This window comes from Phytoactinopolyspora alkaliphila (genome assembly GCF_010550695.1).
Taxonomy (GTDB): domain Bacteria; phylum Actinomycetota; class Actinomycetes; order Jiangellales; family Jiangellaceae; genus Phytoactinopolyspora; species Phytoactinopolyspora alkaliphila.
In genome coordinates this window covers 143441-157902 of sequence record NZ_JAAGOB010000004.1, presented here as the reverse complement: position 1 = coordinate 157902, position 14462 = coordinate 143441, and the positions used below count along the sequence as shown (strand labels likewise).

Annotated in this window: 13 protein-coding genes and 1 tRNA gene; 5 read left to right on the top strand and 9 right to left on the bottom strand. The window is 67.3% G+C overall.

Annotation, left to right across the window (positions count from 1 at the left end; translation table 11 throughout):
- Positions 1 to 62: 62 nt before the first annotated feature.
- The 6 genes from pknB to G1H11_RS08920 form a co-directional block, all read right to left on the bottom strand.
- Positions 63 to 1919, bottom strand: a complete 1857-nt coding sequence (gene pknB / locus G1H11_RS08945; RefSeq protein ID WP_163818197.1) for a Stk1 family PASTA domain-containing Ser/Thr kinase — start codon at positions 1917 to 1919, stop codon at positions 63 to 65.
- Positions 1920 to 2028: 109 nt separating this feature from the next.
- Complete coding sequence (locus tag G1H11_RS08940; RefSeq protein WP_163818195.1) at positions 2029 to 3492, bottom strand: peptidoglycan D,D-transpeptidase FtsI family protein; 1464 nt, start codon at positions 3490 to 3492, stop codon at positions 2029 to 2031.
- Positions 3489 to 4877 (bottom strand): FtsW/RodA/SpoVE family cell cycle protein, encoded by a 1389-nt coding sequence (locus tag G1H11_RS08935; RefSeq protein WP_163818193.1) that lies wholly within the window; start codon positions 4875 to 4877, stop codon positions 3489 to 3491. The genes G1H11_RS08940 and G1H11_RS08935 overlap by 4 nt, the downstream gene beginning before the upstream one ends.
- Complete coding sequence (locus G1H11_RS08930) at positions 4877 to 6349, bottom strand: protein phosphatase 2C domain-containing protein (RefSeq protein WP_163818191.1); 1473 nt, start codon at positions 6347 to 6349, stop codon at positions 4877 to 4879. Before G1H11_RS08930 ends, G1H11_RS08935 begins: the two co-directional genes overlap by 1 nt.
- Before the next feature lie 6 nt (positions 6350 to 6355).
- Positions 6356 to 6823 (bottom strand): FHA domain-containing protein FhaB/FipA, encoded by a 468-nt coding sequence (locus G1H11_RS08925; protein WP_163818189.1) that lies wholly within the window; start codon positions 6821 to 6823, stop codon positions 6356 to 6358.
- A 3-nt stretch (positions 6824 to 6826) separates the two neighbouring features.
- Positions 6827 to 7534 (bottom strand): FHA domain-containing protein, encoded by a 708-nt coding sequence (locus tag G1H11_RS08920; protein WP_163818187.1) that lies wholly within the window; start codon positions 7532 to 7534, stop codon positions 6827 to 6829.
- Between the two features lie 259 nt (positions 7535 to 7793).
- Between G1H11_RS08920 and G1H11_RS08915 the strand changes: the two genes are divergently transcribed.
- Positions 7794 to 7877: transfer RNA gene (locus tag G1H11_RS08915), tRNA-Leu, on the top strand.
- A 62-nt stretch (positions 7878 to 7939) separates the two neighbouring features.
- Here G1H11_RS08915 and G1H11_RS08910 read toward each other — a convergent pair.
- A complete protein-coding gene (locus G1H11_RS08910; protein ID WP_163818185.1) occupies positions 7940 to 8413 on the bottom strand; it encodes a DUF1579 family protein in 474 nt (157 codons plus the stop codon).
- 100 nt (positions 8414 to 8513) lie between these two features.
- On the opposite strand from G1H11_RS08910, the gene G1H11_RS08905 reads away from it, so the two are divergent.
- The 4 genes from G1H11_RS08905 to G1H11_RS08890 all read left to right on the top strand — a co-directional run bounded on the left by G1H11_RS08905 (position 8514) and on the right by G1H11_RS08890 (position 12135).
- Positions 8514 to 9671, top strand: coding sequence for a histidine kinase (locus G1H11_RS08905; protein ID WP_163818184.1), 1158 nt, complete (start codon positions 8514 to 8516; stop codon positions 9669 to 9671).
- Positions 9668 to 10342 (top strand): response regulator, encoded by a 675-nt coding sequence (locus G1H11_RS08900; RefSeq protein ID WP_163818182.1) that lies wholly within the window; start codon positions 9668 to 9670, stop codon positions 10340 to 10342. Before G1H11_RS08905 ends, G1H11_RS08900 begins: the two co-directional genes overlap by 4 nt.
- A gap of 66 nt (positions 10343 to 10408) precedes the next feature.
- Entirely contained in the window at positions 10409 to 11353 is a 945-nt protein-coding gene (locus tag G1H11_RS08895) for an ABC transporter ATP-binding protein (RefSeq protein WP_163818179.1), read from the top strand.
- Positions 11353 to 12135, top strand: a complete 783-nt coding sequence (locus G1H11_RS08890) for an ABC transporter permease (protein WP_163818178.1) — start codon at positions 11353 to 11355, stop codon at positions 12133 to 12135. The genes G1H11_RS08895 and G1H11_RS08890 overlap by 1 nt, the downstream gene beginning before the upstream one ends.
- A gap of 137 nt (positions 12136 to 12272) precedes the next feature.
- Here the strand turns inward: G1H11_RS08890 and G1H11_RS08885 are convergent, their stop codons facing one another.
- Positions 12273 to 13124 carry an ABC transporter permease gene (locus G1H11_RS08885; protein WP_163818176.1) on the bottom strand — a complete coding sequence of 284 codons (852 nt, stop codon included), beginning with the start codon at positions 13122 to 13124 and terminating at the stop codon, positions 12273 to 12275.
- A complete protein-coding gene (locus tag G1H11_RS08880; RefSeq protein ID WP_163818174.1) occupies positions 13121 to 14110 on the bottom strand; it encodes an ATP-binding cassette domain-containing protein in 990 nt (329 codons plus the stop codon). The genes G1H11_RS08885 and G1H11_RS08880 overlap by 4 nt, the downstream gene beginning before the upstream one ends.
- Positions 14111 to 14462: the final 352 nt, after the last annotated feature.

Below are 14462 nucleotides of genomic sequence, written 5' to 3'. Positions count from 1 at the left end.
GGACAACGGGCGGGATCCGGCTGACCGGATCCCGCCCGTTCGTGTCTCACGTACGGCCGTGGTCAGCCGCCGAGAAGGCCGCCCTCCTCCTCGTTACCTTCGTTGCCTTCGTTGCCTTCATTGCCGTCGTTACCGTCGTTGCCGTCATCCCAGCCGTCCTCGTCGCCCGGATCCGTGGGATCGTCCGTCGGCTCGTCGGTCTCGTTGTCGGTGGGATCGGGATCTTCGGGCTCTTCCTCCGGCTCGATGGCGTACCAGAAGGTGACCGTGAATCCCTCGTTGACCTCGGCGCCCGGCTCCGGGCTCTGCTGGAAGACCTGGTCGGCAGGCATGTCGCCCGTCACTTCTCCGCGCGGATCCGCGTTGAGGCCCAGCCTCGCCAGCTCGCTCTCGGCGCTGATCCGGCTCATGCCCTCGAGGTCGGGCACCTCGACGGTTTGCTGGCCGGTGGAGATCACCAGGTTCACGGTGGTACCGGGCTCGACCGACTCACCGCCCGCAGGGCTTGTCTCCAGGACAATGCCCGCTTCTTCGTCGCTGTTGCGGCGGTCGAGGCTGCCCAGACTGAGCCCGGCGGCCTCGATCATCTCCTCTGCCTGCTCCTGCGGGCGGCCGACGACGGACGGCACCGCCACCATGTCCGGCTCGACGCCTACGACGATGGTGACCTCGGACCCCTCCTCCACCTGGGTGTTGGGCGGCGGGTTCTGGCTCACCACGTTGCCGACCTCGTCCGGATTGTCGGTCTCCCGGGTCTGTGGATCAGGGACCAGGTTGCGGCTCTCCAGTAGCTCGACGGCCTCCTGCTGACTGAGCTCCATCAACGTGGGAACCGTGACCTGCTGGACGCCACTGTCTCTGTTGAATACCAGGAAGCCGATGATTCCCGCGATGCCCAGGACGGCGAGCGACCCCAAGGCCACGGCCCACCAGCTGACCCCCTTCGGCTCGTCGTCCTCGTCCTCCTCGTCGCCGGTGAGGGTGTCGTCGTCGAGCATGTGGGTGTCGTCGTAGGCGGGAGCACCGGCCGCGCCCATCAGCTGCGTCGCGGCCGACGTATCCGCATAGGCGGCCACGGGGAGGCCGGCGGCGGCGCGCTGAAGGTCGGCCCGCATCTCGTAAGCGCTCTGGTAGCGCTCCTCTCGCCCCTTCGCCAGCGCCTTCATCACGATGGCGTCCAGCTCCGGCGGAATCGACGGATCCAGGCCCGACGGCGGTGTGGCGTGCTCGCGCACGTGGGACACCGCCACCGATACCAGGGACTCGCCGATGAAGGGCGGGCGTCCGGTCAGCAGCTCGTACATGACGCAGCCGCATGCGTAGAGGTCGCTGCGCGCGTCGGCCTGTTCACCGCGCGCCTGCTCAGGCGAGATGTACTGGGCAGTACCTACCACGGCGGCGGTCTGCGTCAGCGCCATGCCCGTCTCGGCGAGGGACCGGGCGATGCCGAAGTCCATCACCTTCACCTCGCCGGCGGTGGTGATCATGATGTTGCCCGGCTTGATGTCACGGTGCACGATTCCGGCGCGGTGGCTGTACTCCAGCGCGTCGAGCATCGCCGCCATTACCTCGATGGAGCGTTCCGGCGTGAACCGGGCCCGGTCGCGGATCATCTCGCGCAGCGTCTGGCCCTCCACGTACTCCATGACGATGTACGGGATGCGGTGGCCGTCGACCATATCCTCGCCGGTGTCGTAGACGGCGACGATATTGCGGTGATTCAGCGATGCCGACGACTGTGCCTCCCGCCGGAAACGTGCCTGGAACGTGGTGTCCGCGGCGTGATCGACGCGAAGCATCTTGAGCGCGACGATACGACCGAGGCGCAAGTCACGCCCTCGTCGTACCTCGGCCATGCCGCCACGGCCGATTACCTCGCCGAGCTCATAGCGATCACCGAGGAGTTGCGGCTCGCTCATCGTGGGCCCTTTCTCATGTGTCCGTCGCGCACGCGAACGGTACCGGCTATAGCATGCTCGACGCTGCCGGGTCCGTGACATCTGTTCGGCAATTGAGACAGTACGGTCATCAGCTCAGCACCGCCTCCATGACGGCTCGAGCGATCGGTGCGGCCAGCCGGCCACCGCCGATGTCGCTGCGGGCGGTATCGGGTGCCTCCTCGATCACGACGGCGACGGCCACGCGCGGCTCGTCGGCGGGAGCGAAGGAGGTGAACCAGGCATAAGGGGGCCGGTCCGGCGAACTCTGCGCCGTGCCGGTCTTGCCGGCGACCTGCATTCCAGGGATCTGCGCGTTGGAGCCGGTGCCGTTCTCCACGACGTCGACCATCATCTCGGTAAGCTGCCGGGCGGTGTCGTTGGAGATCGCCCGGGAGGCCTCCTCCGGTTCCGTCTGCTCGATCGTGGAGACCAGGTCTGGAGCGCGAAGCTCGTCCACGAGGTAGGGCTCCATGAGCACGCCGTCGTTGGCGATTGCCGCGGAAACCATTGCGATCTGCAACGGGGTGGCGCGGACGTCGTACTGGCCGATGGCTGACAGCACCGTCTGCGGCGCATCGAGCTCGTCCGGGAACCGGCTGGTGGCCGCGTTCATGTCATTGTTGGTCAGCGGCTGGGCGTTGAAGCCGAATCGCTGCGCCTGATCACGCAGCGCCTCGTCGCCGAGCTCCTCGCCCAGGTAGGCGAACGCGGTATTGCAGGAGATGCGCAGCGCATTGGTGAGTGTGGTCTCGTTGTTACTCCCGCACGCCTGTCCGCTCTGATTCGGCAGGGTCCGCTCCGACAGCGGCAGGTCGTACTCTGCAGGCCCTGGAATGACCGAATCCGCGGTGTACTCACCGGACTCCAGCGCTGCCGCAGCCGTCACCAGTTTGAACACCGAACCGGGCGGGAGCGTCTCGGCGATCGCACGGTTGCGGTCCGGCCGGTCCTCGTCGTCGCGAAGCTCCTGCCAGTGCTCCATCTGCTCGCTGACGGAGTGGCTGGCGAGAGGATTGGGATCGTAGGATGGCGTGCTGACCATCGCCAGGATGGCACCGGTGCGCACGTCGATCGCCACGACCGCGCCCTTGAAGTTGCCCAGCCCGTCGTAGGCGGCTTGCTGCGCATCCGGGTCGATGGTGACCTTGACGGCGCCGCCCCGCGGCTCCTCGCCGGTCACCAGGTCGATCAGGCGCCGGACGAACAATCGGTCGTCGTCCCCGGCGAGGATGTCGTTCTGCGCCCGCTCGATCGCCGAACGCTGATACTGGTACGAGTAGTACCCCGTGACCGGCGCGTACAGCGGTCCCTCGGGATACTCACGAAGGTATTCGAACTCGCCGCCCACCTCGCGGGAGATGGCGATCGGGGTGTCGTCGGCGGCGAGGATGGGGCCTCGCTCGCGCGCGTACTCGGAGATGATGACGCGACGATTGTCCTGGCGAGAGTTGAGGTCGTCCGCCCAGAACGCCTGGATATAGGTGACGTTCACCAGCAAGGCCAGAACCAGAAGCAGGCATCCGGCCGACACTCTGCGGATCGGAGAGTTCATCGCAGCTTCACCACCTGAGTGGTGGCGTCGTCGGTGTAGGAGGGCGCCTCGGTGGGCGCAGGCCGCCGGGCGGCGTCGGACAGCTTGATCAGCAGCGCCACCAGCACCCAGTTCATCACCAGCGACGAACCGCCGAGCGAGAGGAACGGCGTGGTGAGCCCGGACAGCGGGATGAGCTTCGTGACGCCTCCGATGACGACGAAGACCTGGAGCATGAGCGCGCTGGCCAGTCCGGCCGCCAGCAGCTTGCCGAATGGATCACGCATCACCAGGGCCGCTCGGAGGCCTCGCGACACCAGCAGGGCGTAGAGGAGGATGATGGCGGTCAGCCCGGCCAGGCCGAGTTCTTCGCCGAGGGCCGCGCCGATGAAGTCGCTCTCCGCGATCGGGATCATGTTCGGGTGGCCTTGACCGAGTCCCGTCCCGAGGGTGCCGCCGTAAGCGAGTCCGAACAGGGACTGCGCGATTTGCCCGGTCGGATCGATGAACGGGTCGAGCCAGAGGTCGAAACGCGTTTGGACGTGCCCGACCACCCGGTACGCGGCGTAGGCGCCCACCGCGATGAGCAGCAGGCCCAGGATGACCCAGGAGATGCGCTCGGTGGCGATGTAGATCAACAGCACGAAGCTGCCGAAGAGCAGGATGGACGGCCCGAGGTCGTTCTGCACGGTGAGGATGCCGAGTCCGGCCACCCACACGATGAGAATGGGGCCCAGATCGCGTGGCCGCGGGAGATCCACCCCGAGGAAACGCCGGCCGGCCAGCGCCAGAGCCTCCCGTGTCTGGACCAGGAACCCGGCGAAGGCGATGATCAGAACGATCTTCGCAGCTTCACCGGGCTGGAACGTCATCCCGCCCACCTTGATCCAGATCTGCGCGCCGCGGATCGAGTGACCGATCACCGGTAGCAACGGCAAGATCAGCAGGATCAGTCCGGTCAGCCCGGCCAGGTAGGGGTAGCGGGCCAGGACTCGATGGTCGCGAAGCAGGAACAAGACCGCGATGAACAACGACGCCCCGACGAGCATCCAGGTCAGCTGGACCGTGGCCCGGGACGTGTCGTCCGCGAGATCGAGCCGGTGGATCATCGCCAGACCGAGCCCGCAGAGAGTGACGACGATCGGCAGGATCACCGGATCGGCGTATGGCGCCCGGATTCGGATGACGATGTGGGCGACGCCCGCCACCGCGGAGAACCCGCCGAGATAGGCCATCGCGTTGGGCGGCACCTCTCCCAGTGCGCCCAGGTCGACGTTCACGTACGCGAACGTGGCGATGCCGACGGCGAAGATGAGGAGGATCAGTTCGGTGCCGCGACCTCGGCGGGGGACGACGGTGATCTCATTCGCGGACTCGGCCCGATGCCGGCTCTGGTCGAGACTCATCAACCCTCCCCCGTGCAATCCAGGGTGGCGGCTGATGAAACCCACTCCCCGGCGCCGGCGCTACCCGGTTCACCCGCGGGTGTCTCGTCGGTGCGGGGCCGTGTGCCGCGTGCCGACGCCGCGTCTGTGGCGGCGGCCGTAGGCTCGACCGTGCCGCGTGGGCTCGTGGGCTCGGGATCCGCGGTCGGGTCGGTGGTGGGTTCATCGGCGGGTGCCGGATCGGGCCGGTTCCCTTCGGCAGCCCGGCAAGCCTGGCGGCGCAGCGTCGCGACAATCTCCTCCGCGTCGCCGACGTCGTCCGCGGCAATGGTGGACTCCACCTGGTTCTTGTACAGCGTCGGCAGCGAATCCACGGGCAGGCCGCCTGGAACGTCATACAGTTCGGACAGCCGGATCGGGCCGACCTCCTGGCTGAGGCCCTGGAAGATGGCGACCTCGCCGGCGCTGTGCCCGACGTAGTACTGCGAGCGGATCCAGCCGTTGGCCAGGCTCAGCGCCCCCCAGGCCACCAGCGCGAGGACGACGAGCAGGGCGATGCGACGCACCCAGCGGTACCGCCGTGGCGGGCGCGGTGCGTATCGGAGAGCCTCCAGGTCCTCGGGGTCCGGGGGTTTCTCCTCGCCGCCCAGCAGTACACGCAACGCCGCGGTGGGCCGGCGCCGATGTGGCCGTTCCTTGGCAGGCGGGTGATCGCCGGCGGCGGCTCCCACGAGAAAGGCCTCGACGGTGTCGTCGCCGGACGGAGGGGTAGCCGACTCCACGACGTCGGCCACGATCAGCGTGACGTTGTCCGGCGCACCAGCCGCCAGAGCAAGGCGAATGAGTTCGTCCGCCGCGTCGTCCAGCCCGTCGATCGAGCTCAGGGTCTCTGCCAGCGTGTCGTCGGAGACCACGCCGGAAAGGCCGTCGCTGCACACGAGAAGGCGGTCCCCCGGATGAATGTCGACAGCCAGTAGATCCGGCTCGACGGGTCCCTGGCCCTGCAGGGCCTTGAGGATGAGTGAGCGGGCGGGATGTACACCGGCTTCCTCGAGGGTGATACGGCCTTCGTCGACCAGCGACTGGACGAAGGTGTGGTCATGGGACAGCTGCCTGATGACGCCCTCACGCAGGAGGTACGCCCGCGAATCTCCGATGTGTCCCATGCACAGCGTGCTGCCGGTCCACAGGAGCGCCGTGACCGTGGTGCCCATGCCCTCGCGGGACGGGTCGTCGGCGATGAGGCTGCGAATCCGGTTGTTCGCGGCCTGGATCGCCGAGCCCAGCGCCTCCAGCGGGTCCTCGTGCCTGAGGTCCTGCTCGGCCTGGACCAGCTCTTCGATGGCGGCCTGGCTGGCCACCTCGCCGGCGGCGTGCCCACCCATCCCGTCTGCGACCACCAGCAGGTACGGACCGGCATAGCCGGAGTCTTCATTGCCCTCACGGATGAGACCGACGTCCGAGCGGGCAACGTAATGGAGCGTCAACGGCATCAGTGCCTACTTCCGCAGCTCGACGACGGTCTTGCCAAGGCGGAACCTGCTCTTGACATTGACCGGCATGCTGCGGGTGAGTCGCTCGTTGCCGACGTAGGTGCCGTTGGTCGATCCGAGGTCCTCGACGTACCACTGTCCATCGTGGAAGCGCAGCCGCGCGTGCTGGGTGGAGATGTACTCGTCCGCGAGCGGAAGCGTGCAATCGTCGCCGCGGCCGAAGGTGACCGGTGCACCCTGAAGTGGCGCCGACCGTCCGGTGTCCGGTCCTTCGACGATCACGACCCGGGACGGCAGCCCCTTGCCGTTCTTGCCCTTGGCATTCTGACGCGCGGCTCCGCGGGCCTGTTTCGGCGGCTTGGGCGGCCGAACACCAAACAGGTCGGCACGCATCGCCGACGTGACGGAGAGCACGAGCAGCCACAGTACGGCGAGGAAGCCGAGCCTGATCACCGTCAGGGTTAGCTCAGACACTCCTCACCTCCGTCTGTGTACATGGACGACTGTTGAACCCAGCATGATGGTAGAGCCGTCGGTCACCGGTGCCTGCGGGACGCGGACGCCATCGATCACGGTACCGTTAGTGGATCCCAGATCGACAGCCACGAGCTGTGAGTCTTGACCACTCTGATACACGCGGATCTCGACATGACGGCGAGAAATTCCGGGATCGTCGATCCGGATGTCGCACTCGCTGCCCCGGCCGAGGACAGCTCCCGGTGGCACCACCGGATGCTGCGTGCCATTGATCACCAGGTACCCGACCGTGCGGGGATCGGCTTGCTGGGGCGCGTACTCAGGCGCCCGGTCGACGCCGGCCCGTACTTGGCTGCGCACACGGAAATCGCCGGTGCGCAGGTCCTCGTGGCGTTCGAAGTTCACCGAAACCGGGCCGGTGAACGCATAGTGCTGCAGGTCGGCGTGCTCTTTGGCCATGTCGACGAGCTCGGTGGAAAGCGTGGCCGTATACGGTCCCAGCCGGTCGTGGTCGTTGGGACCCAGTTCGATGATGAACGTGTTGGGGACCAGCGAGCGTTGGCGGGTCACGATCTGCGCGTTGTTGTCCAGCTCGCGCTGGATGGCCGCGGCGATCTCAACGGGCTGGACCTCGGACCGGAACGCTTTCGTGAATGCGCCCTGGACGAGCCCCTCAAGCCGTCGCTCGAAGCGCTGAAGAACGCCCATGGCCACCTCCTTCCCTCGCGAGCGTCAAGAAAGACACATCTGACTGCCCGATGGTATCGGCGTGCGAACGCTGCGGCTGTCCCTGGGACGTCTTCCCAGAGAATGCGCCGCAGTCAGCTGTGTGCCCGTTCATCGCACAGCCTTACTGGCACACAGGACCATTGTGCGCCCTCCACGATGCTGGTTCGGCCAACCCCTCGTGCGTGTTAAACTTCTGTGCCGCAGCCGGTTTACATGCTTTCCAGGTCGGCTGCAGCGCGCGCGGGTGGCGGAATAGGCAGACGCGCACGGTTCAGGTCCGTGTGTCCGAAAGGACGTGGGGGTTCAACTCCCCCCTCGCGCACGGTGACAGCCCCGGGTCATCGACCCGGGGCTTCGTCGTTTCGGGACTGACTCACATGGGCATTACGGCAACCTGGTGAAGCCGATGTCCATCCACGGCCGCCACGAATCGCCGTCACTCGAGCGCTCCCAGCGTGCGTGCATTCTCTGTCCGTCCTCGGCGATGCGCAGTGTCGAGCGCACTGCCTCGGTCGCATCCGTTTGGGCAGCAGGCGCGACGTCCCCGCCCCCAGTGAATCGCCAGACGTTCGGCTCGTCCGGGGCGGCCCGCATCACGGTGACGGCGCCGTCGTTGTCGAAGGCGCGCGCGACGAAGCTGCCGTGTGCCGGGTCGAACTCTCCGATCACCTCGATGGCGATCACCGGCACGTCGCCCACCGTCACGTCGACCTCGTGGATCAGGAAGTGCCCGCCGGCAAGGAGTCGGTAGGTGTCGGTTCCGCGGATGAGCGTCGTCGGGTCATCGACGAGGTGGCCCTCGGTTCTCCACCGGCCGACGATCTCAGTCATCCGTGCGTGCGCAGTGTGGAAATCCATGAACCGACGCTAGGCAGCGGGCGTCGGCGGTGTCATCGGCCAGAGGTCGTGCACCGTTTGGCGTACGACGCGCCGTCCCGGTGCGGCCTATCCTGCTGAGGTGGACCTGAACCTGCTGGGCGGCCGCTGGCTCTTGGTGGTGACGGGCCTGCTGGCCGCCATCTTTGTTGCCTCGGCCTGGGCGGACGGCGAGCTTGACCGCGCCTCCGCGGGAGTACTCATCGCCGTCAATACGGTGCCGCTACTGCTGATCAAACGGAACCCGCTGCTCGTGGTGCTGATCTTCGCGATCGCGTATCCCGTGTGGCTGGGCGCACTCGGGGGCGTGGCCCGGGAAGGACACTTCCTCCAGTCGCTTCCGACGCTGCTGGCGCTGTACGCGACCGGTGCATGGAGACGCTCCCTGTGGCTGCGGGCACTCGGGTTGGTCACGCCCGCCTGGATGCTGCTTGCCGTCGGTGTGGGTATGTGGAGCATCGAGCTCGACGAAATCTTCTACGTGGTCGCGGTGCTGGTGATCTCCTGGGGCTTCGGGGTGGTGGATGCCCGGCGGCGTGCCTATGCCGAGCAGCTCGAGACGCGGACCAGGGAGCTGGAGCAGGCCCGCCGCGCCCTGGCCGAGCAGGAGCTCGCGGACGAACGTGCCCGGATCGCCCGAGAGTTGCACGATGTGGTGGCCCACGCGATGAGCGTGATCACCGTCCAGGCCGGGGTGGGCGGCCACCTGCTGGCTGACCGGCCTCAACGTGCGGCCGACGCGCTGGCGGTCATCGAGCGCACCGGCCGGGAAGCCTTGGCGGAGCTGCGCCGGATGCTCGTCGTCCTCCGCCCCGATGCGGCGACCGGGCCCCATCCACCGCAGCCGGGCATTGCCGACCTCCCGGGCCTCGTCGACAACGCCCGTGCCGCCGGCCTTCAGGTCGTTGTCTCACGCACAGGGGCGTGGCCCACGCTTCCAACCGGCTTGGACCTCGCCGTCTATCGCGTCATCCAGGAGGCACTCACCAACGCCGCCAAACACGCCCAAGACAGCCGAGTCGAGTTGCATCTGACCGGAACCCGTGACCGCATCAGCATCGACGTGGTCGATGACGGACCCGGGAACCCGCAGGTACGGCGCGGACAAGGGCTCACGGGCATGGCCGAACGGGTCGCACTCTACGACGGCACCCTCGCTGTCGACGGTACGGGCGGAGGCTTCCGGCTGCGCGCAAGCTTCCCGATCGCACCGGACACCGCGGTGGAGGGCAGGCGATGATCCGAGTGCTCGTCGTCGACGACCAAGAGCTGGTTCGCGCCGGCTTCACCGCGCTCCTTGAGGCGACCGACGACCTGGATGTCGTGGGCGAGGCGGCCGACGGCGCCACGGCGATCCACATGGTCGAACAGACCCGCCCGGACGTGGTCCTGATGGACATCCGGATGCCGCGTTTGGACGGCATCGCTGCGACCCGGCGGCTGATGCGACTGTCTGAGGCTCCGCACGTGCTGATCCTGACCACCTTCGACACCGACGACAACGTCTTCGACGCACTCGAGGCCGGCGCGGTCGGCTTTCTCGTCAAGGACACGCCGCCCACCCAGCTGCTGGACGCGATCCGGTCTGCGGTCGCCGGCGGAGCCGTGATCTCGCCCGCAACGACCCGGCGCCTGGTCGACCGCATCGTTGCCAGCCGTACGCCGACCCCGCTCCCGTCCGGGCCCGCTCTGGACCGGCTCACCGAGCGGGAACGCGACGTGCTGCAGCTGATTGCGCGAGGCCGGTCCAACCGCGAGATCGCCGCACTGCTTCACATCTCCGAGCTGACCACCAAGACCCACGTCTCCCGGGTGCTCGGCAAGCTTGAACTCACCAGCCGGGTACAGGCAGCGGTGTACGCCTATGAGACCGGGCTGGTGCGGCCGGGAGAAGTACCACCAACGGCGTAGCGGCCCCTGGCAAATCACCTCCTTCGGCCGACTCGGAGGCCGGCTGAGCTGCATAGCGTCGAAACCATGACCCAACCATTCATCTCCGTGCACAACCTGAGCAAGCGCTACGGCGGACGCCAGGTGCTGCACGACGTCACCTTTGAGGCGTACCGCGGCGAGATCCTCGGCATCGTCGGCCGCAACGGCATGGGCAAGACCACCACCGTCGAGATCGTGCAAGGTCTGCGCGACCGCGACGGCGGCCAGGTCGACGTCGCCGGGCACGACCCAGCTCACGACCGGTCAGCGCTCCGGGAAGTGGTCGGTGCCCAGCTTCAGTCGTGTGCGCTACCGGACCGCATGCGCGTCGACGAGGCATTGCGAGTCTTCACCCGGTTGGCCGGCGACGTCGTCGACTGGCGAGAGCTACGCGAACAATGGGGCCTGACCCAGCTGGGGCGCTCGGCGTACGGCGGACTCTCCGGCGGCGAGCGCCAGCGCCTCTTCATCGCACTCGCGCTCGCCAACCGGCCACGCGTGGTGTTCCTCGATGAGCTCACCCAAGGCCTCGATCCTGTCGCCCGGCAAGACACGTGGCGCCTGGTACGACAGGTCAGGGACCGGGGCGCGACGGTCGTCCTCGTTACCCACGACATGGAGGAGGCCCATCTACTCTGCGACCGCGTCGTCCTGCTCCATCAGGGTCGGGTGAGCGCCGTGGGAACACCCAGGGAGCTGGCCGCGGGCGTCTGCGGGGGCGTGCGCATCAGCTTCTCAGCGCAGCCGGTGGACCTTTCGGGCATCGAGTCGGTTCCTGGCGTTGCAACCGTCCGCCACGACGGGACCACGGCGGAGGTGACCGGCTCCGCGGTGGCCGCGGTGACGGTCGCCGCCGAGCTGGCCCGGCGTGGACTTGCTCCGCACGACTACGACGTCCACCGACCCGGCCTGGCCGAGGCGTTTCTCCTTCTCACGACGCCGCCGGCGAACGAGTCCGAGACCGTGACGCCCCAGGTTGGAGCCCGATGATGAGCACGCGATTGAGCACGTCGACGAGCACGGTGAGAGCGCCGCAGGCGACCTGGATCCTTGCGGTCGCCGAGATGCGGCTGATGACGCGCGAGTGGGCTGCGATGGTGTTCGCGTTCGCCTTCCCGGTGTTGCTGATGCTCATCCTGGCAGGGGTGTTCGGCACCGAGCCGTCCGAGGAGTATGGAGGCGCCACACCGGACGACTACTACGTCGCCGACTACGTTGCCGTACCTCTGGGCGCGCTCGCGCTCATCGGGCTGCCGGTCATGGTCGCCGGCTACCGGGAGCGCGGCGTGCTCCGTCGCTTTGCCAGCGCGGGCGTGCCGGTCGGTGTCGTGCTCGCCGCGCAAGCACTGGTCACGGTGGTGCTGGTCGTGCTGGGCGCCACGGCCGTGCTCGCGGTCGCGGCGCCGGTGTACGGCGTGCCGGCGATCCAGAGGCCCGGCATGGTGCTGGTCGGCCTGGCACTCGGCACGGTGGTGATGCTGGGGATCGGGCTTGTCCTGGGCATGCTCGCCCGGACCACGCGCTCGGCACAGGCGCTCGGCTTGCTCGCCTTCTTCCCGATGTGGTTGCTCGGTGCCGGCGGCCCGCCGCGCGCGGTGATGCCTGAGCCGATGCAGGTGGTCTCCGACGTGCTTCCGCTGGGCCGGGTCAGCGCCGCCATTCGTGAGTCCTGGCTGGGCACGAGCTCGATCGGCGCTGACCTCACCGCGCTGCTCGCCTGGCTGCTGATCGTCGGCGTGCTGACGGTGCTGGCGCGTCGGCGACTACGGTGACCCCGCTCTCGCGCAGGCTCCTGTCGCTCCGAGTCGTGATCTTCCGCCAGGCGTTCTCGCTGTGGGTGCCGATCGAGAAGCTGTTCATGAGGGAGCTCGTGCGGGTGCGACCGCATCGGCAGCCGCACCCGGCGGCGTCATTGCTTGGTGCGGAACAGACGCATCGTCAGGGGCCCGAAGACAGCGACAAGTGCCACACAAGCGACGAGAACCCAGCCGACCTGGGTCATGTCCACGTCGCCGTGCATCAGCCCACGCGACGCCGTCGACAGGTGAGTGATCGGGTTGACGTCCACGAAAGCCTGGAGCCAGCCGGGCATCGTCTCCGGGTCGACGAAGACATTGCTGATGAAGGTCAGGGGGAACAGGATCATCATGCTGACCGCCATCAGGGACTCCTCGGTGCGCATGAGGAAGCCGAGCGCGGTCCAGATCCAAGAGAGGCTGAAAGCGAACACGAGGAGCAACGCCACCGCGGCGACCACGCCCAACACACCGCCGTCCGGGCGGAAGCCGATGAGCAAGCCCAGGCCGATCACGATGATGGAAGCGAGCGTGTATCGGAGGACATCGCCGAACAGTGCTCCCACGAGCACGGCCGGTCGCCAGATGGGCAGCGAACGGAAGCGGTCGAAGACGCCCTTGTTGATGTCCTTGTTGATGCCCAGGCCGGTGTACATGGTGATCATCGCGACCGTGAGGACCAAGATGCCAGGTAGCAGATCTTGGATGTACTCGCGGGGCGAGCCCGCCAAAGCACCGCCGAAGAGGTAGGTGAACATCAGCGTGAACATGATGGGGAACATGGTCACGTCGAAAAGCTGCTCGGGGACGTGCTTGATCTTCAGCAGTGCTCTCCAGCCGAAGGTGAACGACGCCTGCGCCGGATTGGGGCGCGGCGGTCGATCGATGCTGGATAGAGCGGCCAGCAGCTTCTGGTCGATCACCGGAGCCGTGCCTCCGGTGCTGGTAGTGGTGGGGGTGGTCATGCCGCTTCTTCCTCAGTGGTCTCGTCGGTGTGTTCTTCCGCGGGATGCCCGGTCAGGGCGAGGAAAACCTCGTCGAGGCTGGGCTGGCCGAGCGAGAACTCAGCGACCGGGATTCCGGCCTCGGTAAGTTCCGTGATCGCGGCCGAGACGACAGCTGCGTCCGCCGAGCGAGCGGTGAGCGCGACCGGATCATGTTCCAGGAAGATCTCGGTCCCGAGCCGGTGGGCGAGAAGGCGTTCCGCCGCCGGCCGCGTGCCGGCGTCTCGGAGCCGGATGTGCACGGCGCCCGAGCCGACCGACGCCTTCAACTGGCCACTGGTGCCCTCGGCGATGACCTTGCCGTGGTCGATGACCGCGATCCGGTCGGCCAGCTGGTCCGCTTCATCCAGGTACTGAGTGGTCAACAGGACGGTGGTCCCGCTGGCCACGAGGACGCGGACGATGTCCCAGACCTGGTTCCGGCTACGCGGATCCAGACCGGTGGTGGGCTCGTCGAGAAACAGGACGTCGGGCGTGGCGACGATGCTCGCCGCGAGGTCGATACGGCGGCGCATGCCACCGGAGTACTTCTTCACCTGCCTCTCGGCGGCATCGGCGAGGCCGAACGCGTCCAGCAAGTCAGTAGCTCGTGCCCGTGACTGTGGTTTGGAGTAGCCGAGCAGGCGGGACAGCAGTACCAGGTTCTCGAAGCCGGTGAGGTCTTCGTCGACGGAGGCGAACTGACCCGTGAGGCTGACCCGGCTACGAACCGCGTCGGCCTCTTTGCTGATGTCGTGGCCGAGTACGCGTGCCTCTCCCGCGTCGGGCTGAAGTAGCGTGGCCAGCATCCTGACTGTGGTGGTCTTGCCCGCGCCATTGGGTCCTAGCACGCCGAACACCGTTCCGGCCGGGACCGCGAGATCGACGCCGTCGACAGCCTTGGTGTCTCCGAAGTGCTTCACCAGCCCAGACGCCTCGATGGCTAGTCCGATGGGCGATTGTGCCACTTCTCCTCCTCTATCGTGCCCCGGCGATGCGGCCGGTGGCCGTTGTCTCGTGAGCTGTCGTCTCTATGAGGACTTGGTAGGGACCAAGAACTCATCGGATGGCTGGGGCCCGTTCCGGCCCTGACCGGACCCTGAGCGACTCACCGGTGCCCCTCTGGGCCGGATTCTTTCTTCGGCCTCACCGTATAGCTCGGCGGTGACACCGCTCGCGACTCATTCCTAACAGGAATATAGGTCACGAAGGTGCAGCGTGGAACCCCATCGGAGGTAGAAAATCGGGCATCCCGCTGGTGATCACTAGGCTCGGGTTGCGGTTTGGTCACGGACCTAGACCGAAGAAACATAAAGTGAT